Raw genomic sequence first — 23,214 nt, forward strand, 5'->3', positions numbered from 1 at the left:
CCTGCACCTCGGGTGCTTCGAGGTTGAAGGGCCCCTCGCGTTCTCGCGCTGGAGCGCCGTCTCAAACGGCGCTTCGTGACCGAGCCGCGCCTCGGACGGCGCTTCTTGCTGAGCTCGGGCGACGGCGCTCGCTGAGCGAGCGCCTGCGCTCGCGCCACCGGGCAGCGCTCGCTGCGCGAGACGGACGCGCTCTGGGGGCGCACGACGCTCGAATCGGGGCCGGTACCGCTGCGCGGACAGCGGTGCCGGACAGCATGGGGACACCGGGAGGTGTTCATGAAGGATGGCCGGCGCATCGCGCTGAACGCGGCGCTGATGCTCCTGAAGCAGGCGATCATGGCCGTCCTTGGCGTCGTGTTCGTCGGCTATCTCGCGCGGAAGGTGGGCGTCGCCGCCTGGGGGGAGTTCCAGGCGTCGCTCGCGATCGCGGGGATCGTCACGATCGCCGCCGGCGTCGGGGTGAGGGGGTACCTGGCCCGGGAGGTCGCCGTGAAGCCCGAGCTCGGGCCGCGTCACCTCGGCGCGGCGCTCGCCATCCGGGGCGTGACCGGGACGGTGGTGCTCGGCGCGACCGTGGCCGTCGTGCTGGCGACGCGCTCGGGGCTCGGCGCGCAGCTCATCGTGCTCGCCGCGGCTTCCCAGCTGGCGACGCTGCTCTACTCGACCATGTGGCTCTCGTTCGAGGCCCACGAGCGGTTCCAGTACATCCTGTACGCGGAGCTCGGCGCGCGGCTGTTCGTCATCGCGCTCTCGGCGGCCTTGCTCGCGCTCGGCTTCGGCGTCGTCGCCGCGGCCGTGGCGTTCCTGCTCGGCAACGTGCTGGAGCTCGCCATCACCTCGTACTACCTCCGCGCTCGCCTCTACCGGCCCGAGCTCACGACGCCGCCCGCCGAGCTCTGGCAGATCGCGAAGCGCAGCCTGCCGATCGGCGTGCTCGGGGCGCTCTCGAGCGCGCTGCTCCAGATCGACCGCGTCATGCTCCGCGCGCTCTGCGACGAGGAAGCCGTCGGGGTCTTCAGCGCGGCCTGGGTGCTGAGCGAGAACTTCAGGATGCTCCCCGACGTCCTGCTCGGCGCCGCCTTCGCGGCGGGCATGCGCCTCTACGTCCAGGATCGCGACGCGTTCGGGCGCCTCTACGGCGGTTGCATGCTCGTCGCCGCGCTCTTCGGGCTGCCCGTCGCCGCCGGCGTCTTCCTGCTCGCGCCAGACGTCATCCAGCTCGTCTATGGAGGGACGGGCGACTACGCCCCGGCGGCGGACGTCCTCCGGGTCCTCGCGTGCGGCGTCCCCGTGACGTTCGCGTTCCAGGTCGTGACGCTGCCGCTGCTCGCGGCGAAGCGCGAGGTCGCGATGGTGAAGCTGCTCGCGCTGGCGCTCGTCGCCGACGTCGCGCTGAACCTGCTCCTCCTGCCGCGCTACCGCGCCATGGGCGCCGCGTGCGCGACGCTGGCCGTGAGCGCCGGCGCGCTGATCGCGTCGTGGGGCATCTCCGCGCGCTGGGCCCACGTCGTGGAGCTCGGCCGCATCCTCGCGGTCCTCGCCGCGACGGCGGTCATGGTCATCGCGGCGTACGCCGCGCGCGTCCTCGCCGGTATGTGGGCGTCGATCGCGGTGGGCGTCGCTGTCTACCCCGTCCTCCTCCTCGCGTTGCGCGTCGTCTCCTTCCGCGAGCTGCGCGCGCTGCTCGCGCGCCGCGTCCGCGCCTCACCCGCCACCGTGGCCTGACCTGCGTTCCATCGCGGGCGGGCCCGGCGCTGCGCGCTCCTCTGCGCCGCTGTGTGGAACACGGGGCCATCGAGTTTCCGCATTTTCCGCCGGAAGCCGCGCTCGCCGTGGCTCTCTGCGGCTGCCGACATGCGCTCTCATCCGGCGGGATCCACGCAGAACCGCGCGATGCCCATGGCTCGGAGGTGACGCTGCCGCGGCACTTTCCGTGGCATGCAGCGTGAATAGCGAAGGCGCGATGTGGCGGCGCGGGCAAGTCCGGGGGCTGGCCGGGGTGGGGCGACTCCGGCAGTGGATGGCGCGGCGGCCGTCCTCGCTTCGCGCGTTCGGGATGCCGGCGCGGAGCGAGGGGGGCGCGGCAGGGCTGCCCTGGAGATATCGAGAGATGGACCTGCCCATGGGCGACGGCGGCTATGCGTTGCTCGCGCGCCTGTCGGCAGGCGGCATGGCGGAGCTGTTCCTCGCGTGCCGGCGCGGGCCGGCAGGTATCGCCCACCCCGTCGTCGTGAAGCGCCTTCGCCCCGAGGCGAGGCGAGATCCGTCGATCGTGCGGATGTTCCTCTGGGAGGCCTGGATCAGCGCCCGGCTCCAGCACCCCAACGTGATCCGGTTCCACGACTTCGTCGTTCACGAAGGACGCCATCACCTCGTGATCGAGTACGTCCCGGGCTGCGATCTGGCCGCCGCCGCGCGCTCTCTCTTCGCGGAGGGGCGGCCGTTCCCGCTCGAGGCGGCCATCGAGATCGGCCTGGGCGTGCTGCGGGCGCTCGGGCACGCGCACGGGCTCCGCGACGACCGCGGGAAGCTCGTCGGCCTCGTGCACCGCGACGTGAGCCCGCAGAACGTGCTCCTCTCGCTCGAGGGGGAGATCAAGCTCATCGACTTCGGCGTCGCGCAGATGACGGGGATGAGCGGCGTGGAGGAGGCCGGCCCCTTCGGCTCCCCGTGCTCGTCCGGCGACGCGGCCCCGTCGAGCGGCGGCGGCACGGTGAAGGGAAAGCTCGGCTATGTGGCGCCCGAGCAGCTGCGCGGGCAGAGGGTCGACGCGCGGGCCGATCTCTTCGCGGTCGGCGTGATCCTCTTCGAGCTGCTGACGGCGCGTCGCCTGTTCCACCGCAAGGACGACGGCGCGACGATGGGCGCGGTGCTCTCCGGCGAGGTGCCGGCGATCGCGCCGCTCCGCCCCGCGTGCCCGGCGCTGCTCGAGGGGGCGATCCGGCGCGCGCTCGCGCGCGATCCCGAGGGCCGCTTCGAGACCGCGGCGCAGATGGAAGAGGCGCTCGCCGAGGTGCTCGCCTCGCTGCGCCGAGCGCCGAGCGGCGGCGACGAGCCGAGCTCGAGCGAGCGCGGGCTGCTCGCGGGTCAGGAGATCGCCGCGCTCGTGCGCGAGGTCGCGAGCGGGCGCGATCGGCACCGGTCGCTGCTCGTGCGGGGCTGCCGGAGATCCGCCGGGCCTCGCGGGCGCACGGGCGCGCGGCGGATCGCCGCGGGCCGCTCAGGGGACGATCGCGGCGAGGTGACGCCAACGCTGCGCGGGACGGACGCACGCCCCTCTGCGCCGGAAGAAGAGAGCGAGCGCAGCGAGGCCAGGAGCGCCGTCACGCCGGACTGGAGGGACGCGCGCCCGCTGCGGCGCGCTCGACTCCTGCCCTGGCTCGTGATCGCGGCGGTGACCTTCGCCGCAGGGGCGCTCGCGGGCAGGGCGATCGGCGCGTTCGACGGCGGCGTCGCGCCGGCGAGCCGCGGCGCGCCCCGCGACTGACGAAGCGCTCCGGCGCCGCGGCGCGGAGAGCCGCGAGACCTGGGAGATCTCCATTCGGCGCCGCGGCCGTGAGGCGTCGAACGCGAACGGCCGTTGGTGTTGGCGCGGATAGCGACGGGCTCGCTAGCCTTGTCCGCCCTGATGCCCGTCCGGGATCTCCTGAGCCGTTCCCTCCCGATCGCCGCGCTGGCTGTCGCCCTCCTCGCGCGCTTCGCGAGCAGCAGCGCGCTGCCGTGTCCGGTCGCCGGTGCGCCGGCGGAGCCGACGGAGCTCGGCGCGGCCATCGAGCGGCAGCCGATCTGCGTCGGATCGACGGTCGCGAGCGCGGGCGAGCTCGGCGACGTCCTGTACTACCGCAGCTCGGTCGGAGAGCGCGGCGAGGTCTCCGTCGGTTATTACGCGTTCTTCTCGGAGGAACGGCCGTGGGGCAACAACTGGCTGACCTGGACCGTGCTGCCCGCGCTCGCGGTGGACCTCGTCTACACGCACGCGTTGCTCTTCGCTCCGGGAGTCCAGCGCGCCGTCTACGGCAAGGGCGATGTCGAGGGGTTCAGGATCATCTACAGCGTCGGCGAGGGGGGGCGGCTCACCGCCAAGCACGGCGCAGCGGACCGCGGTGATCACGGCGAGGTGCGGCTCGAGCGCTCGGATCTGCTCTCGATCGATCCCGAGCGCCCCACCGTCTACTCGCGGTGGTGGAGCCACCAGCTCGGCGGGCGGGGCGCGGGGCCGGGCGATCTCGTCTATCACCGGTGCTTCGGCGCGGGCGCCATCCGGCCGCTGCCGCCGGGCGTCGCGCTCGATTTCCGCCTGGATCGGCGCGCCGCGCCGGCCCGCGTGGTGCCTGCCGCCGCGCTGCTCGGGCAGCTCTCTGCCTCGCGGCGGGGCGAGCCCGTCGATGGCGGGAGCGATCAGGGCCTCGTCGCTCGCCGGCCGATCGTCGCGTTGTAGATGGCGAGGATGACGATGGCGCCCAGGATCGACGTGAAGAAGCCGCCGCTCGACTGATACGACGGATAGAGCCCCAGCGCCCGGCCGACGAAGCCGCCGAGCAAGGAGCCGGCCACGCCCAGCAGCGCGGTGATCACGAAGCCACCCGGGTCGCGGCCAGGGGTCAGCAGCTTGGCGATGACGCCGACGATGAGGCCAAACAGGATCCACAACAGCACGGACATGGTTCGCTCCTCTCGACACCGCGTGACGCCGAGGCCCGTCCTCCCGCGTCGATGTGGAGGCCAGCGTCCAGCGTTTCGTCCGGCTCAGCGTCTGCAGACGACGTGCCGCGCGCGGTGAGCTCCGTTCGCACCGCCGTGAAGCGGAGACCCGGTGGCCAGCGTGAACTGCGTCGCCATCGGGCGCGCTGCGCTGGGCATCGGCTGTACATCGGCGCGCAGCGGCGCGGGCGAGATCGAGGATCGCGGCGCGCTCGGCGCGCTCGGGGCGCGGGGTGAGCGCTTCGTTCGCACAGCGCGCGCCTCAGCCCTCGCCGTCGGTCTGCTTCTCGTCGTTCGTCGATCGCTCCGAGCTCGATCCGGGCGTCGCGTGGGCAGGCGGTGGCGCGTCGCCCGGGCCCGCTGGCCCGCCGTGTCCCGGTGCGTACCCGCTCCCGCAACGCGCGCACACGAGCGGCGCCGCGGACCCGGCGTGCGGCCCGGCTGGGGCGTTCACCGTGGCGGTTCTGCAGGGCAGGTGGGGTCCGGCTCCGGGGCGCGCGCCGGCCATGCGCGCCCCTCGGCGGCCGGGGGCGCCTCGCCGTCGCGCTCCGGCGATGGCGAGGTGAGCGTGGCGAGCGCGGCGCTCGCAGCGTTGAAGAGCAGGCACAGCGATCCGCCGAGCACCGTGGCAGCGACGGTGCCGATCACGACCGGAGCGAGACGCCCGCGCCGGCGTCGGCGCAGCGCGACGAGGCTCCGCGATCCGCTGGATCGGTGCGCTCGAAGCAACAAGAGCGGCTCGAGCGCCGGAGTGCGCTGGGCGCTGGCCGGAGCGTGCGCGGGAGGCGACACCTCGGCGGGCGGGGGGGCCGCGTCCACCGGCGGCGCGCCGTCCGGCGCCGGGGGGGAGGCCGCCTCGACGAGCGCAGCCGGGGGGCAAGGCGTGGAGCGATGGCCGACCCACGTCGGGGCGGGCGAGTCGTCTCGCCGCGTGGCCGGCGGAGCGCAGGGCCGATCGAGGGGCGCGCTCTCCGGCAGAGACGGCGAGCGATAGCCCACCCATGTCGAGGCTCCCGCGGAGCGCGCCGCGACGGCGTCCTCCGCGGAGGAGCTCCAGCGCGACGAGGACGGCGTCGCCGGGCGCGCGCTCTCCGAGGGGCGCGGAGAGGGGCTGGCCGCGGCGCGCTCGTCGGCGGCGGAGCGCGCCCGGCGAAGCGCGATGTACCCGAGCGCCTCGCGCAGCGCGCGCGCGCTCTGCGGGCGATCATCTGGATTTTTGCGCAGGCACTGGAGGATCAGCGCCTCCAGATCCGGATCGAACGCCGGATGGATCGCGCTCGGTCGGGGCGGCGGGGACTCGACGTGCGCGGCGGCGAGCGCGACGGGCGTCGGGCGCTCGAAGGGGAGCCGCCCCGTCGCCATCTCGAAGAGCAGCACGCCGCACGCGTAGACGTCGCTCCGCGCATCGACGCGCTGCCCTGCGGCTTGCTCCGGGCTCATGTAGGCGGGGGTTCCGATGACGAGCCTGCCGCCGTCCTCGTCGGGCACGGGGAGCAGGGGCGAGCCGCCGAACGCGCCGGAGCGGTCGCCGTGGAGCAGCTTTGCCGTCCCGAAGTCGAGGAGCTTCACCTGCTCGAACGGCGCCCCGTCGTCGTCGATGCGGGGCACCAGGCGGATGTTCTCGGGCTTGACGTCGCGGTGGATGACGCCCGCGTCGTGCGCGTGCTGCAGCGCGGAGCACAGCTGGCGCATGATCGAGGCGATGCGCTCCGGGGGCAGGATCGGCGCGGCGTTCAGGAGGTCGATGAGGTCCTCGCCGTCGAGGTGCTCGGTGACCAGGTACCAGAGGCTGGGCGGGGCCGCCTCGTGTCCGTCGGCGCTCGCGCCGAGCGCGCCGTGCAGGCTCACCGGCTCGCAGCCGAAGTCGAGGACGCGCACGATGTTCGGGTGATCGAGCCGGCTCGCCGCCAGCGCTTCGACATGGAACCTCAGCACCGCGTCTCCGGCGCGGGCGCCGCCGGAGCGCGACCTCTCGTCGGAGCGCGACCTCTCGCTCACGCCGCTCGATCCTCGGTGGCCGGCGCCCTCTCCGCGCAGCGACGCCGCGACGCGCGTCGTGCAGACGCGGTGGCTCGCTCTGCCGCCCGCGCGCGGCGCGGCGACGCGCTCGTGGATGACCTTCACCGCGCACGCGCGCCCGAGCCCGAGGTGCCGCGCGCGGTAGACCCGCCCCATCGCGCCGGCGCCGATCATCTGCTCGACGAGGTACCGCCCCCCGAGGAGGCGTCCCCTGAGGAATCGCTCCGAGGACGGGAGTCCCGCGTCGAGGGGCGCGGAGGCGCGGAGGCAATCCATGGCGCGTTCCACGCAGCAGAATGGGTGCCATCGCGCTGTGCGGACGGTTCACAGCGGCCGCGAGACGGCGCGTCGGGCGCGGCCGCGCCGCGGGCGCCCTGCGCCGGCGCTCGCGGCGCGGCTCCGAGCGGCCCGCACGCCGCGCGCATCTCGCCCGGGAAAACCCCGCCTACGCCCGGGCAGCGGCGCCGCGAGGGCTGATTTGTTCCGTTGTCGACGGCGTGTGATAGCGTGGCGCGCGAGGAGGCCTGAGTGCTCTTGAGACGATGCGTTCCGTTCGCTGCGGCGCTGTTCCTGCTGCTCCCGACAGGCGAGGCGCTTGCGCAGTCGGACCAGGACAGAGCCGCGGCCCGGTCGCTGGCCACGCAGGGCGCCGAAGCGTTCACGTCCGGCCGCTTCGAGGAGGCGATCGATCTGTTGGGTCGCGCCGAGGCGCTCGTGCACGCTCCGACGCACCTCCTGCTGATCGCGCGCGCGCAGGTGCGCCTCGGTCGGCTCGTCGCCGCGAAGGAGACCTACCTGAGGATCGTCCGCGAGGAGCTCCCGCCCACCGCGCCGTCTCCCTTCAAGAGGGCGCAGCAGGACGCGAGGGAGGAGCTCGCCGCGATCGAGCCCAGGATCGCGTCGCTGCGCATCGCGCTGGAGGGCGCCGCCGGCAGGAAGATCGGCGTGAAGCTGGACGGCCAGCCGGTCGCGGACGCGCTGCTCGGCGTGCATCGCCCGATCGATCCGGGGAATCACGTGGTCACCGTGGTTCCGCCGGGCCTCGCGCCGATCGAGCAGGGGCTCACCGTCGGCGACGGCGAGCGGAAGGAGCTGAAGATCCCGGTCCCGGAAGGCCCGGCCGTGGTCCCCCCGCCGGGAGGCTCGGTCGAAGGGCAAGGCACCTGGGGCGGCGGGCAGACCGAGGTCCCCCCTGTCACCCCGCCTGGCACCCCGGAGCGAAAGACGAACGCGGCGATGCTGGGCGGAGGCATCGCGGCCACGGCGCTCGGGCTCGGCGGTGTCGTGGTGGGCTCGGTGTTCCTGGCCAAGAGCAGCGGGACGCAGAAAGAAGCGAACGACCTCAGCGCCGCGCGTGGGTGCGAATCGCAGAGCAGCGCCGGCGCGGAGTGCGGCCCGGCGATCCAGGCCCAGATCAAATCGCTCGACGCCGATGCTGCGTCACAGCAGACGATCGGCGCGGCCGGCCTCATCGGGGGCGGCGTGCTGCTCGCCGGCGGCGTGACGCTGCTCGTACTGGAGCTGACGTCCAAGCCGGAGCCCTCGAGCTCTGCCTGGATCGCCCCCTACGTGACGCCGACCGGGTTCGGGGTGCGCGGCGCGTTCTGAGCGGCAGGCTCTGCGTGACGCGCGCGGCCTGATGCGCCCCCAGACGAGCCCGATCGCCCTGCGTGGCGCCGGCGTCAGTAGCCGAAGTCGCCCGGCACCCCCGGCTTTTGCGGCTTCTGGGGCGACGTGCTCGGCTTCGTCGACGGCGGCTTCGTCTGCGGCGGTTTCGTGACGGGCAACGGCTTCGTCTGTGGAGGCTGCGGGGGCGGCTTCACCTGGGCCGAGGAGGCCGTCGGCGCCGCGACGGGCTCGGCGGTGACGGGCGGAGCGGGCGCTGCGGCTGTGGCGCTCGCGGTGACGATCGGCTCGGACGGCGGGGCGGTCGGCGGCGCGGGCGGAGGGGGCGAGGGCGACGGGATGGCCGTCGCGCTGAGCGCGCCCGGATCCGCGGTCGCCGCGCCCGTCATCCCGCTGTGTCCGAAGGCGAGCCAGACGGCGACGCCCGCGCCGAACAAGCTGGCCGCCCCGGCGATCGCGGCGAGGAGCGGCATCCTGGACGGCGGGCGCGTCGAGCGGCCCGTGACCCCTGACGAGGCGCCCCACGAGTTCGCGGTCAGCTGCGGCGTCTGGCCCATGCCGGGCACGACCGGCGCATTCTGGCCACCCCACGGCGGCTCGGTGCGGGTGGGCGGCGGGGTGGCCGTCTCGGGCTGGGACGGCAGCGACAGCCGGGGGAAGGACGTCCGCCCCGTGGTCAGCAAGGCCAGGCTGGGCCGCGCTGCGGCCCAGGCGAGGAGCGCGTTCTTGAACTCCGCGCAGCTCTGGAAGCGGCCCCCCGGCTCGCGCGCCATCGCCTTCTGGATGATCCCGGAGAACTCGGCGTCGAGGTCGGGCACGAGCTGCTGGGGCAGGGGGGCCGGCTCGAGCACGATCTTGAAGAGCAGCTCGTTGAAGGTCGCCGCGTCGAACGGCACCTGACCGGTCGTCGCCTGAAAGAGCAGGACGCCCATGGCGTAGATGTCGGTCCGCTGATCCACGGGGCTCGAGCCGCGCGCCTGCTCGGGCGACATGTAGTACGGCGTCCCGACCACCGCGCCCGTGCGCGTCATGCTCATCTCCGCGCCGGCGAGCGGCGAGAACTTCGAGACGCCGAAATCGAGCACCTTCACGAAGTTGCTGAGGCCGGCCTTCGACGGGACGACGAAGATGTTGTCGGGCTTCAGATCGCGGTGGATGATCCCCGCGGCGTGCGCGGCGCCGAGCGCCTCGAGCACCTGCACCATGATCGGCACGGTGATCTCGGGCCCGAGCCGCCCCATCCGCTCGATCTTGGCCCCGAGGGTCTCTCCCTCGAGGTACTCCATGACCATGTACCGCGTGCCGTCCGGCAGCACGCCGAGGTCGAGCACCTCGCAGATGTGATCGGAGCCGATGCGCGCCGCGGCCTGGGCCTCGCGCTCGAAGCGCGCGACGGACTCGGCCTGGCTCGAGATGTTCGCGTGCAGCAGCTTGATGGCGACGCGGCGCCGGATGCGCAAGTTCTCGCCTTCGAAGACCGCGCCCATGCCCCCCTGGCCGAGCAGCCGGACGATCCGGTACTTGCCGTCGATGATCTCGCCGACCAACGGATTCATGACAGCGTTCCCGGTCCGGAGAAGCAAATCACGCCGCCAGGCTAGCACGGTCGCCCGAGGCCGGCCTACGCCCTCGCAGAGCGACGACGGGCGTCGCCCTCACCCGCCGCCGTGCGGCGTGGACGCCCCACACGAGGGAGGAGCGATGGCGTGGCGCGCGGCCGCCTGAGCGCCTGAGCGCCTGACAACGAACGAACACCCCGCTCCCGCGATCCCCGGGCCGGCGCAGGGGATCTTCGTGATAATGTCGCCCACGTATGCCGGTTTACGAGCTGTCCGTCGATGGTGCGCTGGTTCGCGAGGCGGAGAAGATCGTCTCCCTCGAGGGCCGCGCGTTCCCGACGCTCGTCATGCGCTGGGAATCGCGCCTCTTCGACCAACCTTGGCTCACGACGCTGGTGCTCGATTACGTGATCGCGTTACCGCCGCTCATCGTCGGGCAGGCGACGTTCAACGAGGTCAGGATTGCCGCCTTCACCGGGGGCGCCGGAACGAAGTTCATGTACTTCGGCACCGAGATGAGCGCGAGCGTGCCTCGCATCGCGCCCGAGATGGAGAACACGATCGCCCCGACCCCGCTCTACCAGGAGTTCCGCCTGGACGAGCAGACTTGCCCGATCCCCTATCTGAAGCTGATCCAGGTCAGTCCGCGCATCTACGGTGAAGGGCTCCAGAACTACTACTCGCCGCCGATCAAGGTCGAGCGCTACGACGGGGCGGCCTCGCCGGAGCACATCGCGGACTTCTTCCCGAAGGTCGTCGCGAACCTCGATCCGGTGAAGGGGACGGCGCTGGTCGATCCCGCGCAGGGCTTCTGGACGGGCGCGCGCTTCCTCGGCGCGACGTCCATCGCCATCCTCCGACAGGGCCGCGTGGTCGGGCTGCACCGCCGCACCGGAAAGACCGACAAGGACCCGATCCCGCCCGAGGTGAAGCGGCGCGATCCCCGGCTCGACGTGCGCGCCGACTGGGTCGCCGTGGACGTCGGCGCGGCGTCGACGGTCGTCGCCGTCCGGGGCGAGCGCGGGGGCGCCGAGTTCGTCCGGATCGGCGCCGACGCGCCGCTCCGGGTGTCCGCCGACAACGAGAACCCGAGCGAGGTGGCGTTCGAGGCGCTGGCCCGGACGACGAAGGCCTGGCGCGATCGGGTGATCCTGCCCATGACGCGCTGGGGCGACGTGCTCGTCGGGCACGCAGCGCGCGACATGCGCGTCCGGCCGGGCGCCGACGTCCACGAGCGCGCCGCGGCCTCGCTGCCGGCCCTCCCGCTTCTGCGCGAGCGGACCGAGCGCGGCGAGCCGTTCCGCCTCCGGGGCAGGAGCGACCCCGACACGACGGAGGCGCTGAAGAAGCCGGCGCCGCCCATCATCGACGAGGAAGGGATCGGCGCGCACGACCCGTTCGATCCGCTGGAGCTCTACGCCTACTACGTCGGCCTGCACCTGAACCAGCGCTCGCGGGGGCTCTCCGTGCGCTACGCGATCACGATGCCGACGGGTTGGTCGCCCGAGCGCCGCGAGAGCGTGCTCGTCGCCTTCCGCCGCGGCATGTTCCGGAGCCTGCCGGCGGGCCTCTGCGAGTACCACGACCTCGACGGCCTGCAGGTCGTCGACGGGGGGCCGTCCGCGATCGCCTATGCGGTCCAGGCGTTCCGGATGTTCGGGATCCAGCCGCGGGAGGGCGGCGTCCCGTTCTGCGTCATCGACGCCGGGGCCAGCGAGGCGGGGCTCGCCTTCGGCATCCTGCGGAGCGCCAAGGGGCACGAGACCGCGCAGGGGCTGGAGCGGATGGTCGAGTACCTCGAGCCCACGGCGATCCCCTGGCTCGGGGGCGAGCGGCTCCTCCACCGGATCGCCTACAGGGTGTACTCGTCGAGCCAGGCCGCGATGCGCGATCGCCGGATCCCCTTCGAGCGCCCGCCCGAAGAGGAGCCGCTCGACGGCGCGGAAGATCTGCTCGTTTCGTCCCCCGACGGGCGCGCCAATGCGTGGGCGCTCAAGGAGCTGCTGCGGCCTCTCCTCGAGGGGGGGCCGAGCGCGACGGTCGCGGAGCGGCTCTCGCTGGTCGGGCTCGACGGGGCGCCGGTCGTCGTGCCGCTCTCGATCGATCGCGGCGCGCTGGGCGAGGCGATCGACGCGTGGTTCCGGGACGGGGTCGAGGTGGTGCGCCGGCACCTCGAGGGCGCGGTGGCGAAGATCGGCCGGGAGCCGGATCCTTACCAGGGGCTCCGGATCCTGCTCGGCGGGCGCCTCGGGATGAACCAGCGCTTCGCGGAGCTGCTCGCCGGCGTGCTGCCGGCGGGCGTGCAGGTGCACCGCTTCAAGGAGCCGGACAAGGCCAACCTGGGCGCGCCCACCGTGAAGATGGCGGCCGCGCTCGGCGCGCTGTCGCTCCGGTTCGATCGGATCGGGGCCACGCTCCGCGCGGAGAAGCGCGACGCGTTCCGCTACCGCGTCGGGCGCGCCCGCCACGGGCAGCTCGCCGACGTCCTGGATCCGTCCGTCGACTACGACGTCTGGCGGGAGGTCGGCGCTTGCTTGAAGCCCGAGGTCGAGCTCCTGTTCATGGCCGCCGACGACGAGGGGGAGGTCGCGGCGGACGATCCGCGCGTGCGCCGCGCGGTCTGCGCGCTCGGGCGCGGCGCCGTCGGACAGCGGCTCTATGTCCGGGCCGTCGGGCCGGCCCGCGCGGAGATCAGCGTGGGGCCGCCCGGCGGTGAGCCGGCCTCCGGCGCCGTCTGCTGGACGGTCCACCTCGAGAGCGGCGCCGCAGAGAAGACCGGCGGCTGAGCGCATGGGGGCTCCGCGGCTTGACGTGCCACACGACGATCTCGATCCCGAGGGAGCGGTCCACGCCGGTGCAGCGCCGGGCGGCCCGGCCGAGGTCCATCAGGCCGAGGCCCGGCTGGCCGCGCACCTCGCGACGACGAGCGCGCTGTGCGAGGCGGCCTCGCTCGCGGAGGCTGCTCCGCGCGTGCTCGCCGCGCTCATCGAGCACCTCGGCTGGGACGTCGCCGCGCTCTGGCTCGCGGAGCCGGAGCCGAGCGCCGCGGGCGACGCGCCGCGGTCCGCGGCGAGAGCGAGCGCGCTCCGCTGCGTCGAGGCCCGGTCGGCGGCGCACGGCGATCGCGAGGCGTTCGCGGAGGTGCTCCGCCAGGGGCCGACCCTCGCCGCCGAGTCCGATCTCGTCGGCGAGGCCTTCCGGCGCGGCGCGCCGGTGTTCCGCGCCAGCGCGGGCGGGGTCGTCGACGTCGGCGAGCACGCCGCGCGCGCGCCGGGCTGGGAGCGCGCGGCGTGCGCCGTCCCGATCCCGTGCGGCCCCCGCGTCGCCGGGGTGATCGAGCTGAGGAGCCGCGCCCCGCACGGCGGCGACGAGCAGCTGCTCCGCGTCCTTGCGTCCGTGGGCAGCCAGATCGGGCAGAGCATCGAGCGGTGGCGCGCCGAGCGGGAGAGCGCGCGCGCCGCGGGCGAGCTCCGCGCGCTGTTTCACGCCATCCCCGATCTCTGCTTCCGCCTCGACGCCGAGCTGCAGATCGTCGACTACAACCAGCCGCGGCTCTCCGAGCTCCACGTCGCGGCGGAGGCGCTGCCGGGCAAGCGCATGACCGAGGTGCTCCCCCCGGAGCTCGGGCAGCGGCTCGAGCGCGCGAGCCAGGAGGCTCACGCGGCGGGCGCCGTGGTCGCGCTCGAGCACGCCGTCGCGAGCGCCGACGGAGAGCGGCACGTCGAGGCGCGGGTGATGCCGTTCCTCGAGGGGCACGTCCTCGTCCTCGTCCGCGACATCACCGAGCGGCGGCGCACCGAGGAGGCGCTCCGGCAGCGCGAGGAGCGCTCGCGCGAGTCGCAGAAGATGGAGGCGCTCGGCCGGCTGGCCGGCGGCATCGCGCACGACTTCAACAACATGCTCATGGTGATGCTCGGCTACGGCGAGCTCCTCGTTCGCCGCCTCGGGCCCGACAGCGCGCTGCGGCGCGACGCCCTCCAGGTCACGAAGGCCGGGGAGCGCGCCGCGGCGCTCACGCGGCAGCTCCTCGCGATGAGCCGCCGCAAGGCGCTGCAGCGCGAGGTGCTCGACATCAACGCGGTGGTGCTCGACCTGCAGACGATGCTGCAGCGCCTCATCGGCGAGGACATCGACCTGCAGACGAACGTCGGCCGGGATCTCGGCTCGATCAAGGTCGACAAGAGCCAGCTGGAGCAGGTCGTCCTGAACCTCGTCGTGAACGCGCGCGACGCGATGCCGAGGGGCGGCAAGCTCGTCGTCGAGACCTCCCTGGGCGAGCCTGGCGAGAGCCCTGCGGCGAGGTCCTTCGCGCCAGCGGAGCGCGACGAGGACGACGCGCCCGCCGCTGGAGGCCCCCCCTACGTCGTGCTCTCGGTGACCGACAGCGGCAACGGGATGGATCACGACACGCTCTCGCACCTGTTCGAGCCGTTCTTCACGACGAAGGCGCGAGGCAAGGGCACGGGGCTGGGCCTCGCCACGGTGTACGGGATCGTGAGCCAGAGCGGCGGGCTCATCGAGGTCGAGAGCGAGCTCGGGCGCGGCACGACGTTCCGCGTCTATCTCCCGCGCGTCGAGGAGCGCGCCGAGGTGGCGCCAGCTCGCGCGCGGCCGTCGCCCGCGGGCGGCGACGAGACGGTGCTCGTCGTCGAGGACGACGACGCCGTCCGCAAGCTCATCGTCGATGTGCTCGAGCGGCGCGGCTACGGCGTGCTCTCGGCCGCGAGCGGCGAGGAAGCGCTGGCGATGCTCGCGCGGGAGGGGGAAGGCGCGGTGGACCTCCTGCTCACCGACCTCGTGATGCCGGGCATGAACGGCCGCGAGCTCGCCGAGCGCGCCGTCGCGATCCACCCGCGCGCCCGCGTGCTGTACATCTCCGGCTACGCCGAGGACGTCCTCGCGGGCGCCGAGCCCGATCGCGAGCTCGCGCTGCTGCAGAAGCCGTTCACCCCCGAGACCCTCGCGCAGCGCCTGCGCGACCTGCTCGAGCGTCGCTAGCGGCGCGCGCCCTTCCGGGCGCGGCGAGGGCCGATGCTCACCGCCTGCCGCGGGCGAGGGCGTCGCCTTCGGGCGCCGGATCGGCGATCCCGAGCGGCGCCGACGCCCGACGGCGTCGCAGGTAGAAGAAGTCGCGCAGCGCCGGCTCCGCGACGTACTCCTCGGGCTTGAACTGCACGTCCGGGATCAGCGCCGAGCTGGCGCGCGGACCCGCGCCGTCCGCGCCGCGACCGTACAGGAGGAAGCGCGGGTAGGCGTGGTTGACGTCGAGCTCCGCCACGTCGTGCGCGCCCGCGGCCTTCATCCCGCGGGCGAGGCTGCGGGCCGTGACGGCCTCGCCGAGCCCGTAGAAGAGCAGCTTGCCCGTCGCGTCGACGCCGAGCGCCGAGCGCCGGATCACCGTCTCGCCGCTCACCGTCGCACCCCAGTCCCGGTTCGAGTCGTACAGCGCGTTGTGGAGCTCGCCCTGCTCGACCAGGCAAGGCGGCGTCTGCCGGTACGCGGCCATGCGCGCCTCGCCGTCGCGCAGCTCGGGCCAGGTGCGGATCCGCACCGCGCCGCTGCGGTAGAGCGCGATCGTGCACGCCCTGTCGCGCGGCGGAAGGAACGTGTCGCCGTCGAGCATCATCCCGTAGTGGCCGTGCATCGCCTTGAAGCCCCCGTTGAAGGCGGCGACGAGCTCCGCGGCGTGGCCTCCTGGCACGAGGCCAGGGCGCCGCTCTGCCGGGATGTCCGGCGAGAACGGCTCCTTCGTGCCCGCGACCAGCCGGAGGTCGACGCGCCCGAGATCGATCGCCACCACCGCGATGGCCGCGAACACGCGCTTCGGGTCGGGGTGCACGGCGCTCTTCCAGAGCACCTGCGCCTCGCCGGGCCGGGCGGCGCTGTCGGCGATCGGCGTCCAGACGCCGTCTCCCGTGGCCGCGACCTCGGGGAAGGGCGGCTGGAACGAGGCGGGCGACGTGACCGCCTCGGCCTCCGGGCCCTCGGCGCTCTTCATGGCCTCCGCGGCGGCGGCGGGCGGGGGCTCCCAGAACGTCTTCGGGGCCGCGTCGCGGTAGATGGTCCGGTTCAGCCGATCGGCGACGCCGTAGGCCACGTCCTCGGCCCACGCGACAGGCGCAGGACCGACAACGGCGCGCACGCCGTCGGCGAGGGCCGGGCCGAAGCCGCGGACCTCGTGGATGCCGTACCAGAGCGCCTCGACGGCGATCGCGCAGATCGCCACGCAACGCAGCGCGCGCTCGGGCAAGCGAGCGCGGGATCGCCGCCTGCGCAGGGACCCGCTCGCAGAGGGGGGCGAAGGGTTGTCCAAGGCGATACCGAGGCTACCCGATCGCGCGGGCAGCCCCAAGTTTCGGGCTTCGAGCGGGCGCGGCGGCGCTCGTTACGGCTGCCCGTGCGCCATCGTCCGAGGGCCGTCCTTGAACAGGATCTCGATCTTGCCCCGATCGATGACCTTCGCGACCACGCCGTCGCCGAACTTGCTGTGGTGGATCAGCTCGCCCTCGCCGAAGGTCAGCGTGATGCGGTACGGCTTGAACGCCCCGGATGGCTGTCCGGCGATGGCGCGCTCCCACGCGAGCGTCTGATCGCGCTCGGCGCGCTGCGCGGCCGTGAGGCGCTCCGAGCCGCCGCCGCGCGGCGAGCTCGACGCCGCCCGCGGCTCGCTGCTGCTCCGAGCGGAGGCGCGCGCCGCCGCGCGGTTCTCCCGCTCGCTCTTCGGCTGGCGGTAGAGGTGGTGCGACATGCATGTCTTGCACTCGACCTTCTTCACCACGTCGCCGACCATCGCGATGATCCGATGGGTAAGATCGAGGCGGCACTTGGTGCACCAGGCGTCGACTTCGCCGCCCGTCCTAAGCTTTTTCGTCGTCACTTCTCCTCACGGCGCCGGTCTCGCCCGGTCTCTTTGCTTCGGTCTTTGACGTTCACCTGAGCGGTGACCTCCGGCTTCGGCAACCCGGTCCTCGGCTCGTCCTGGCCGTCGTCTCTCTTGGCCGCTTCGTTGGGAATGAAGCGGATCTCGGTCTTGATCTCGAAGGAGAGCTTCGTCAGCACCTTCGTGATCTCGTCCGCGAACTGGGTGTGCTCGAGCACATCCCGGATTTCCTTCGCGACGACCCGGTACAGACCGTTCTTGGTCTCGTCGATCTGGGTATAGAGGTAATGGAGGACCTCTTTGGGCAGCTTGAGGTCGCCCACGAAGTGTCGAAGGTTCTCGGGCCCCTCGCTGAGCTTGTCGATGCCGCTCTCGACGGCCCGCTCGACCACGCGCTTGAAGATCTCCGGGATAGCGCGCTCGAAGAGGCGTTTCTTCTCGCCTTCGCCTTCCACCTTGTCCCCTTCGTCCTCGCGGAGCGGCTCGGTGTCGTCGGCCATGGCTCGGGCTCCCCTAGCGGGACGGGGCGGCCACGTCAATGCAGGGGTGCGTGCAGGGTGCCGGCGTCGCGCCATGGTCCATGGATCTGCCGGATTTTGATGACGATGGGGAGCCTTTCGCGCGCGTCCGGCAGGCGGGAGAGCTCTGCCTTCGATCTCTCGGCAGCGGACACTGCAGTGACCCGGGCGGAAACCGTGGCGCCCGCGATGTCCGTGGATCGGGTGATGGTCGAGGCGGCGACAGCTCAGGGCTCCTCGTAGGCGTCCGTCTCGTTGTTCATTGGGTACGTCTCGTCCTCTCCCGCTTCCGTGCCGGCATCGCCCTGGCGCGCTCGTTTGTAGGATTTCAGCATCCAGACCTCCGCTGCGAACCGGCCACTGCCGCGGCGGGCGCTGATCTCCACGGTGGCGTTGTCGTCCTCGAGCGGGCAGAAGGGCCGATCCGGCTGGACGATCGGCCATGCGTCCTCGGTGCCGTCGCTCGCGATCATCGCCCCGCGGCTGCTCCGCACGGCGACGTCCAGGTTGAGGACCCCCGGTCCGCCGACGGCGAACACCCGGTAACACGCGCCCCGGACCGCCTGTAGCTTCTCCGTGACGATCGCGCCGCCTTCGGCCACCTGCCCTTCGATCGGCTTCGGCGAGATCCGGCGCATGCCGTTCTCCGGGCCGCAGAGCAGCGACAGGCGCGTCACGTCCTTCAGCGGATCGCCGCTGATCCTGAAGTTCCCGTAGCAGCGTACCCAGGGACCGCCGACGCGCACCGGGAGGACCGGCAGGTCGAGATCCGTGCGCGCTCCGGCGTCGCCCTCGCCCTGTCCCGCGTCGGCGTCCGCGAGCCCGTCGGTCCCGATCGTCGCGGCCGGGTGCGGCGGCGCTGCCGAGAGCACGACCGCGGGGCCTGGCTTGCCCTCCCAGGGGCGCGGCTCGTCGCGGCACCCAGGCGCGACGAGCCCGAGGAGCAGCGCGGCGCAGAGGCGCGCTGCCCGAGGGAGCAGCCGGGGTGGGCAGGGGCGCCGGGACGACACCGCGGTCGGCTCTTGCGCTAGAGTCCCGCGCGATGGAAGCGTTTTCTGAGCACCGCGAGCGGCAGCCGCGCGACCTCGGCGATCCGCGCGGCCTCGGCGATCCGCGTCGACAGCGCAGAGGCAGGGCCTTTCGCGCGTGAGCACGACGTCCCGGCCGCCCGCGCGCAAGCGCGCGGGCGCAGACCAGCGACCCGCGCGCAGCCGCGCGAGCGCCGGCGAGGATGATCAGGCGCGGCAGCGCTCCCCGCGCCGCCGCGCCTCGTCCGGCGAGCAGCGCTCCCCTCCGCCCGCAGCGCCGGACCCGGGCGAGCGCGACCGGGAGATCGCGGCCGCCCTCGAGGCCTGGTTCGGCCGCGTCGCGCGCGACCTGCCGTGGCGGAGGACGCGCGACCCCTACGCGATCTGGCTGAGCGAGGTGATGCTCCAGCAGACCCGCGTCGAGACGGTGATCCCGTACTACGAGCGCTTCCTCGCCCGCTACCCGACGGTCTTCGCCCTGGCCTCCGCCGAGATCGACGACGTGCTCTCGCTCTGGAGCGGCCTCGGTTACTACCGCCGCGCCCGCGTGCTCCACCTCGCCGCGCGCGAGGTCACCTCGCGCCACGACGGCGCGCTCCCCCGCGACGTCTCCGCGCTGCTCGCCCTGCCCGGCGTCGGCGCGTACACCGCGGGCGCGATCGCGAGCATCGCGTACGATCAGCCGGTGCCGCTCGTCGACGGCAACGTCGCCCGGGTGCTCTCCCGCATCGAGGGCATCGACGACGACATCCGCAGCGCCTCGGGCACGCGCAAGCTCTGGTCCACGGCCGAACGCCTCGTGCGGGGCTCGGCGGACAGCGTCCATCCCGGACGCTTCAACCAGGCCTTGATGGAGCTCGGCGCCACCGTGTGCACGCCCCGGAATCCCCGCTGCGACGCCTGCCCCGTCGACGGCGCGTGCGTCGCGCGCGCCACGGGGCGGCAGGCGGAGCTGCCGGTGATCGCCCCGAAGCGCGACGTCCCGGCGGTCGCGATGGTCGCCGCGGTGGTGCGGTCAGGCGATCGCGTGCTCTTCGTCCGGCGCGCCGAGGGAGGTCTCTTCGGCGGGCTCTGGGAGCCGCCCATGGTCGAGGCGCGCTCGCTCGCGGACGCCCGCGCGCTGCTGGAGCTGGTGGGCGTCACACGTGACGCGGCGCTCCGCGAGGTCGGCCGCGTGCGCCACATCCTCACGCACCGGCGCCTCGACGTGACGGTGGCGCGCGCCGAGGTGGCGGCCCCCTGGCGCTTCCGGGCAAAGCTTGCCTCCCCCTACGAGAAGGCGGCGTGGCTCGATCCGGGCGCGCTGGATATCGGCGTTTCCAAGCTCGCGCGAAAGGTCCTGTCCGCGGCATCGGCGCCGGACGCCGGAACGGCGCGAAGGCCGCGATGACCTCGCGCGGGCGGGCTGAACGCCTGCGCGCCTCGGCCGTCGTAGAGGCCGGAGACGGCTCGAAATCGCGGTGTCGCGGCGCTCCGGGCGCGCCGCGCTCCGCCGCGGGCGGGGAGCGGCGCCGCTTGCGGCTGAGCCGCAGCGACGCAGCGGCGCGGGCCAGGGCGAACGCCATATGTCGCCGTGGAACGCCGCGGCTTCCGGCGCTGCTGCGCCAACGTCGTGGCATGGAAGGCGCTTGGTGAGGTGACGGGCAGGCCCTCTAGCCTCGCGGCGCCGGCGGTGGCCGGAGCTCGATTCAAGCCTGGGAGCTCAAGCGACATGGATGCGCGACGACGGACCACAGAGACGCTGCCCACGGCGAGCGCACCTGTGCGATCCATGACGGTGATGGCGGACGACGGAGCGCTGTACGTGCTGCCGCTGTGCGAGCGGATCGTGCTCGATGTGCTGGCCTACGAGGACGAAGGCCTGCTGGCCTTCATCCGCATCGACGGCGAGGTGGTGGCGGAGCTGCCCGTGCTCGGTCAGGCGTGACCGGGCCAGGCCTCGTCGCGCGCCGTGCGCCACGGCGCGCCGCGACCTTCGCGCCGTCGCGCGCTGCCTTTCAGCCCGCGTGCCGCCGCATCCGCTGGGTCACCGGTTGCTCGTCCTCTCCTTCGGCGTCCGGTTCCACGGACTCGACGTCCTCGTCTTCCAGGAGATAGGGCAGATCGCCGTCGTCGTCGTCGTGCGACATCACGACGTCGCTGACGTCCTGGCCCCTCGTCGCGCCTTCCAGGAACTCCGCCCCGAGGTCGCTCGCCAGATCGGCGGCGGCGTCGGCGGCGTCGGGGTTCACCTCGAACTCGGTGCTGCCGGCGTCGTTCGGGTGGTGGTGGTAGCCGCGGACCTCGTCGTCGAGCGTCGGGATCACGTCGCTGATCTCGCTGCGCGGGTTCACCTTGCCCCGCAGCGGCGGCGCCGCCGCGGCGTCGAGCATGTCGACGAACGGGTCGTCCAGCTCGCTCGTGCCGGCCCACGTCGCGGCTTCGTGGGCCGGCTTGCGCGGCCTTCCCGGTTCGCTGCGATCTTCTCCTTCTCGACGCCGCGTCGCGCTGGCGCGCGGCGCGCGCAGCGCCGACGGCTGTGCGGCGGTGCCTTGCCTGCCTCGGGTGCTTGAATTGCTCACGGTGGTCTCACCATGCAGGGTCCGGTCCGCAGGTGAAGCGGGCGGATGCGCAGCGGTGGCGAGCGCCGTGCCGGGGCGCGCGGCGCCGTCGCCGGGCGGCGATGCCGCGGAGAGGCTCGTGCGGCGCGCGGCCGGGACGCAATTGAGCGTGCCAGCGGGCGCTGCCTCGGGGTAGAAAGCTCGTGGCCATGCTGGAACTCCGGACCGGGCTCGCGCTGGTGGCGGTTCTGCTCGGGGCATCCTCGGGGCGCGCTGCTGCGGCCCAGCCTGCCGCGGACCGCGGCGCCGAGGGGGCCGCTGCGTCGCCGTCCGGCGAGGAGCGCGACGGCGCCGAGCTCGATGCGTACCGCGCGCTCGCGCGGCCACCGGGGACGGCGGGGCGGGTCGTGTCGACCGTCGCGATGGGGAAGGGGATCCGGTTCAACAACCCCTACCGCCTGCAGACGCAGCTCGGCGAGACGGCGGAGTCGCTCTCGCTCACCGCGGGGTACCTCGATCTCGGGGTCGCGCTCGCGCTGGGGCCGGCCGACGGCGTTCAGCACGGCGGGGCGCTGCGCTTCTCGGTCGCCGTCGGCGGCGTCCCGCAGGAGTCGCTCACGCCGAGCTACTTCGTCGCTTACCGCGGCCTCTCGCGCGTGCTCGGGTACGGGCGGCTCGGGGCGGCGATCCTGATCGAGCCCGACGTGAACGTCGGAGGCGAGCTCGCCCTGGGGCTCGGGTATTCCCTGCTCGCGGGCGTCGCGCTCTCGGGCGAGATCGTCGGGGATCTCTTCTATGGCGCCGCGACGTACGACGCGGCGTACACCGTCTACCCCGTCGTCTCGGCGCAGCTCGGGCTCATGATCGATCACGAGCTCTTGCCATGAGCTTGCCGGAGCGCGAGCGTCGGGGCGGGCGCCCCCGGGCGAAGGAGATCGCCGGCGTGGCGGCGCTGCTGCTCTTCGTGGGCATCGCGCCGGTGGTCGGCGACATCGGCAGCTGCGGGCAGGCGCCGGAGGAGCTCGACCCGTACAAGTTCTTCGCCCTGAAGGCGCAGATCGACTGCGCCCGGTGCGACGAGTGCGGCCTGCGCACGCGCGCCTGCGACGCCGCCTGCGCCTTCGAGGCCGCGCCGGAGCTCCCGGCCGGCTGCTATCCGCTGGTCCACGACGGCGAGGTGTGCCTGCACAAGCTCAAGTTCGCGAGCTGCGACGAGTACCGCGGCCACATGGCCGACGAAGGCGCGTCGACCCCGACCGAGTGCAATTTTTGCCCACTGGAAGAGGCGCCATGAGCGGGCGTGGCGCAGTCGCTTCCCGCCGACGCCTTGCGACTTCCGCTCGGAACTTCTCGTTCGCGGCGCTCGTCGCGGTCCTGTCCGGGTGCGCCTCGAAGCCGGCGCTCCTGGCGGGCTATGACGACTACGCGGCGTACCGGGCGACGCGTGTGTCGAGGACCCTCGAGGGGCGGCTCTCGGCGGCGTCGGCCTACCTGGAGCGCCATCCGCGCGGGGCCTTCGCCGGCGAGGTGCGCGCGTACCTCGCGCGGGCCGAGCCGATCTATTACGCGGCGAAGCGCAGGACGGCCGCGGGCCTCACCGCGTACCTCGCGACGCTGCCCAGGGGCGCGTTCCGCGATGAGGCGACCCACCGGCTGCGCGAGCTCGTCCGCGAGCGCAGCGCCGGCGACGTCCTCTCGCGCGCCGCTCAGGCGACGGAGGCGCAGCTCGCGACGCAGCGCGCGGATCGCGCGCGGGTCGGCGAGGAGGTCACCGCGTGGCTGCGCCGGTTCCTGGGCAGGGGGGCCTGGGGGCGGCCCCTCGCAGAGGCGCCGGCGGAGGTGATCGTCCCGTTCAGCCTGGCGCTTCCGCCCCCCCGGTGCGCGCCCGCCGACGAGCGCGCGGGCCCGGGCGCGGCGGTCTGCGCGAAGCGGATCCCGCTCTGGTTCGTCGTGACGGCCGAGGGCGAGAGCGCGCCCCGTCAGGCGGAGATCGAGGTCGCCGTCCTCGAGGACGCGGCGGGCCGCCCGATCGAGGTCGCGATCGGCGGGCCCGCGCTCTTCACGCGCCTCGAGGAGGCGCGCTCGGCGCGCGAGGTCGCCCCGGACGACGCGATGGGCCGCATCGGAGGCATCGCCCTGGCGGTCGAGCTCGCGCGCAGCGCCTTCGCGGCGCGCGTCTCGGGCGATCCGTCGTGCGGCCGCCAGGCGGTGGCGCCCGTCGTGCTCCACCTCGAGTGCGAAGGCGCCCGCCTCGTGGCGCGCGCCGGGATCGAGGCCGGCGAGGACGACGTCGTGACGCTCACCGTCGCCCCGCCGGCGCGCTAGCGCGGGTCCTCAGCGGCG

At 73.6% G+C, this 23,214-nt stretch carries 19 protein-coding genes; 11 read left to right on the forward strand and 8 right to left on the reverse strand.

Features of this window, described 5'->3' with window-relative positions:
• The first annotated feature begins 276 nt into the window (after positions 1–276).
• The 3 genes from ACSRUE_RS28150 (at position 277) to ACSRUE_RS28160 (ending at position 4,438) form a co-directional block, all read left to right on the forward strand.
• On the forward strand, positions 277–1,725 hold the full coding sequence (locus ACSRUE_RS28150; RefSeq protein ID WP_441286294.1) for a flippase: 1,449 nt from the start codon (positions 277–279) through the stop codon (positions 1,723–1,725).
• Between the two features lie 385 nt (positions 1,726–2,110).
• On the forward strand, positions 2,111–3,487 hold the full coding sequence (locus tag ACSRUE_RS28155) for a serine/threonine-protein kinase (protein ID WP_441286295.1): 1,377 nt from the start codon (positions 2,111–2,113) through the stop codon (positions 3,485–3,487).
• A gap of 141 nt (positions 3,488–3,628) precedes the next feature.
• Positions 3,629–4,438, forward strand: coding sequence for a hypothetical protein (locus ACSRUE_RS28160; RefSeq protein ID WP_441286296.1), 810 nt, complete (start codon positions 3,629–3,631; stop codon positions 4,436–4,438).
• Here the strand turns inward: ACSRUE_RS28160 and ACSRUE_RS28165 are convergent.
• Together ACSRUE_RS28165 and ACSRUE_RS28170 are read right to left on the reverse strand one after the other, a co-directional pair.
• Entirely contained in the window at positions 4,399–4,662 is a 264-nt protein-coding gene (locus ACSRUE_RS28165) for a GlsB/YeaQ/YmgE family stress response membrane protein (protein ID WP_437300957.1), read from the reverse strand. The genes ACSRUE_RS28160 and ACSRUE_RS28165 overlap by 40 nt on opposite strands.
• A gap of 489 nt (positions 4,663–5,151) precedes the next feature.
• Positions 5,152–6,996 (reverse strand): protein kinase domain-containing protein, encoded by a 1,845-nt coding sequence (locus ACSRUE_RS28170; protein WP_441286297.1) that lies wholly within the window; start codon positions 6,994–6,996, stop codon positions 5,152–5,154.
• 252 nt (positions 6,997–7,248) lie between these two features.
• On the opposite strand from ACSRUE_RS28170, the gene ACSRUE_RS28175 reads away from it, so the two are divergent.
• Entirely contained in the window at positions 7,249–8,328 is a 1,080-nt protein-coding gene (locus tag ACSRUE_RS28175) for a hypothetical protein (protein ID WP_441286298.1), read from the forward strand.
• A 74-nt stretch (positions 8,329–8,402) separates the two neighbouring features.
• Here the strand turns inward: ACSRUE_RS28175 and ACSRUE_RS28180 are convergent, their stop codons facing one another.
• Complete coding sequence (locus tag ACSRUE_RS28180; RefSeq protein WP_441286299.1) at positions 8,403–9,902, reverse strand: serine/threonine-protein kinase; 1,500 nt, start codon at positions 9,900–9,902, stop codon at positions 8,403–8,405.
• Between the two features lie 257 nt (positions 9,903–10,159).
• On the opposite strand from ACSRUE_RS28180, the gene ACSRUE_RS28185 reads away from it, so the two are divergent.
• Together ACSRUE_RS28185 and ACSRUE_RS28190 are read left to right on the forward strand one after the other, a co-directional pair.
• Complete coding sequence (locus ACSRUE_RS28185) at positions 10,160–12,691, forward strand: hypothetical protein (RefSeq protein WP_441286300.1); 2,532 nt, start codon at positions 10,160–10,162, stop codon at positions 12,689–12,691.
• A 25-nt stretch (positions 12,692–12,716) separates the two neighbouring features.
• The gene (locus ACSRUE_RS28190) at positions 12,717–14,903 is read left to right on the forward strand and encodes an ATP-binding protein (protein ID WP_441286301.1); all 2,187 of its coding nucleotides are present in this window, start codon (positions 12,717–12,719) and stop codon (positions 14,901–14,903) included.
• Positions 14,904–14,940: 37 nt separating this feature from the next.
• Here the strand turns inward: ACSRUE_RS28190 and ACSRUE_RS28195 are convergent, their stop codons facing one another.
• The 4 genes from ACSRUE_RS28195 to ACSRUE_RS28210 form a co-directional block, all read right to left on the reverse strand.
• Positions 14,941–16,131, reverse strand: coding sequence for a phosphodiester glycosidase family protein (locus tag ACSRUE_RS28195; protein ID WP_441286302.1), 1,191 nt, complete (start codon positions 16,129–16,131; stop codon positions 14,941–14,943).
• A 159-nt stretch (positions 16,132–16,290) separates the two neighbouring features.
• The gene (locus tag ACSRUE_RS28200) at positions 16,291–16,782 is read right to left on the reverse strand and encodes a hypothetical protein (RefSeq protein WP_441286303.1); all 492 of its coding nucleotides are present in this window, start codon (positions 16,780–16,782) and stop codon (positions 16,291–16,293) included.
• Positions 16,779–17,285, reverse strand: coding sequence for a hypothetical protein (locus ACSRUE_RS28205; RefSeq protein WP_437767351.1), 507 nt, complete (start codon positions 17,283–17,285; stop codon positions 16,779–16,781). Before ACSRUE_RS28205 ends, ACSRUE_RS28200 begins: the two co-directional genes overlap by 4 nt.
• Before the next feature lie 245 nt (positions 17,286–17,530).
• Positions 17,531–18,313: a hypothetical protein gene (locus ACSRUE_RS28210; RefSeq protein WP_441286304.1), complete on the reverse strand. Its 783-nt coding sequence runs from the start codon at positions 18,311–18,313 to the stop codon at positions 17,531–17,533.
• 136 nt (positions 18,314–18,449) lie between these two features.
• On the opposite strand from ACSRUE_RS28210, the gene mutY reads away from it, so the two are divergent.
• Together mutY and ACSRUE_RS28220 are read left to right on the forward strand one after the other, a co-directional pair.
• Complete coding sequence (mutY, locus tag ACSRUE_RS28215) at positions 18,450–19,721, forward strand: A/G-specific adenine glycosylase (RefSeq protein ID WP_441286305.1); 1,272 nt, start codon at positions 18,450–18,452, stop codon at positions 19,719–19,721.
• A gap of 381 nt (positions 19,722–20,102) precedes the next feature.
• Positions 20,103–20,258: a hypothetical protein gene (locus tag ACSRUE_RS28220; protein WP_020736650.1), complete on the forward strand. Its 156-nt coding sequence runs from the start codon at positions 20,103–20,105 to the stop codon at positions 20,256–20,258.
• A gap of 70 nt (positions 20,259–20,328) precedes the next feature.
• Here ACSRUE_RS28220 and ACSRUE_RS28225 read toward each other — a convergent pair whose 3' ends face one another.
• Entirely contained in the window at positions 20,329–20,892 is a 564-nt protein-coding gene (locus ACSRUE_RS28225) for a hypothetical protein (RefSeq protein ID WP_437767354.1), read from the reverse strand.
• Between the two features lie 188 nt (positions 20,893–21,080).
• Here ACSRUE_RS28225 and ACSRUE_RS28230 point away from each other — a divergent pair, with 188 nt between their 5' ends.
• The 3 genes from ACSRUE_RS28230 to ACSRUE_RS28240 are packed head-to-tail and all read left to right on the forward strand — an operon-like array spanning position 21,081 to position 23,196.
• The gene (locus tag ACSRUE_RS28230; protein ID WP_437767355.1) at positions 21,081–21,758 is read left to right on the forward strand and encodes a hypothetical protein; all 678 of its coding nucleotides are present in this window, start codon (positions 21,081–21,083) and stop codon (positions 21,756–21,758) included.
• Positions 21,755–22,165 (forward strand): hypothetical protein, encoded by a 411-nt coding sequence (locus ACSRUE_RS28235; protein WP_437300945.1) that lies wholly within the window; start codon positions 21,755–21,757, stop codon positions 22,163–22,165. Before ACSRUE_RS28230 ends, ACSRUE_RS28235 begins: the two co-directional genes overlap by 4 nt.
• Positions 22,162–23,196, forward strand: coding sequence for a hypothetical protein (locus ACSRUE_RS28240; protein ID WP_441286306.1), 1,035 nt, complete (start codon positions 22,162–22,164; stop codon positions 23,194–23,196). The genes ACSRUE_RS28235 and ACSRUE_RS28240 overlap by 4 nt, the downstream gene beginning before the upstream one ends.
• Positions 23,197–23,214 lie beyond the last annotated feature (18 nt).

Origin of the sequence: Sorangium sp. KYC3313, from assembly GCF_052075895.1 — a bacterium.
In the GTDB taxonomy this organism is placed as follows: Bacteria; Myxococcota_A; Polyangia; order Polyangiales; family Polyangiaceae; genus Sorangium; species Sorangium cellulosum_B.

Bases quoted from the DNA above. Each gene is read 5' to 3' on its own strand.
- ACSRUE_RS28205 (WP_437767351.1), bottom strand. From the start codon at position 17,285: ATGGCCGACGACACCGAGCCGCTCCGCGAGGACGAAGGGGACAAGGTG.
- ACSRUE_RS28170 (WP_441286297.1), bottom strand. From the start codon at position 6,996: ATGGATTGCCTCCGCGCCTCCGCGCCCCTCGACGCGGGACTCCCGTCC.
- ACSRUE_RS28220 (WP_020736650.1), top strand. From the start codon at position 20,103: ATGACGGTGATGGCGGACGACGGAGCGCTGTACGTGCTGCCGCTGTGC.
- ACSRUE_RS28180 (WP_441286299.1), bottom strand. From the start codon at position 9,902: ATGAATCCGTTGGTCGGCGAGATCATCGACGGCAAGTACCGGATCGTC.
- ACSRUE_RS28165 (WP_437300957.1), bottom strand. From the start codon at position 4,662: ATGTCCGTGCTGTTGTGGATCCTGTTTGGCCTCATCGTCGGCGTCATC.
- ACSRUE_RS28160 (WP_441286296.1), top strand. From the start codon at position 3,629: ATGCCCGTCCGGGATCTCCTGAGCCGTTCCCTCCCGATCGCCGCGCTG.
- ACSRUE_RS28235 (WP_437300945.1), top strand. From the start codon at position 21,755: ATGAGCTTGCCGGAGCGCGAGCGTCGGGGCGGGCGCCCCCGGGCGAAG.
- ACSRUE_RS28155 (WP_441286295.1), top strand. From the start codon at position 2,111: ATGGACCTGCCCATGGGCGACGGCGGCTATGCGTTGCTCGCGCGCCTG.
- ACSRUE_RS28150 (WP_441286294.1), top strand. From the start codon at position 277: ATGAAGGATGGCCGGCGCATCGCGCTGAACGCGGCGCTGATGCTCCTG.
- ACSRUE_RS28240 (WP_441286306.1), top strand. From the start codon at position 22,162: ATGAGCGGGCGTGGCGCAGTCGCTTCCCGCCGACGCCTTGCGACTTCC.
- ACSRUE_RS28230 (WP_437767355.1), top strand. From the start codon at position 21,081: ATGCTGGAACTCCGGACCGGGCTCGCGCTGGTGGCGGTTCTGCTCGGG.
- ACSRUE_RS28185 (WP_441286300.1), top strand. From the start codon at position 10,160: ATGCCGGTTTACGAGCTGTCCGTCGATGGTGCGCTGGTTCGCGAGGCG.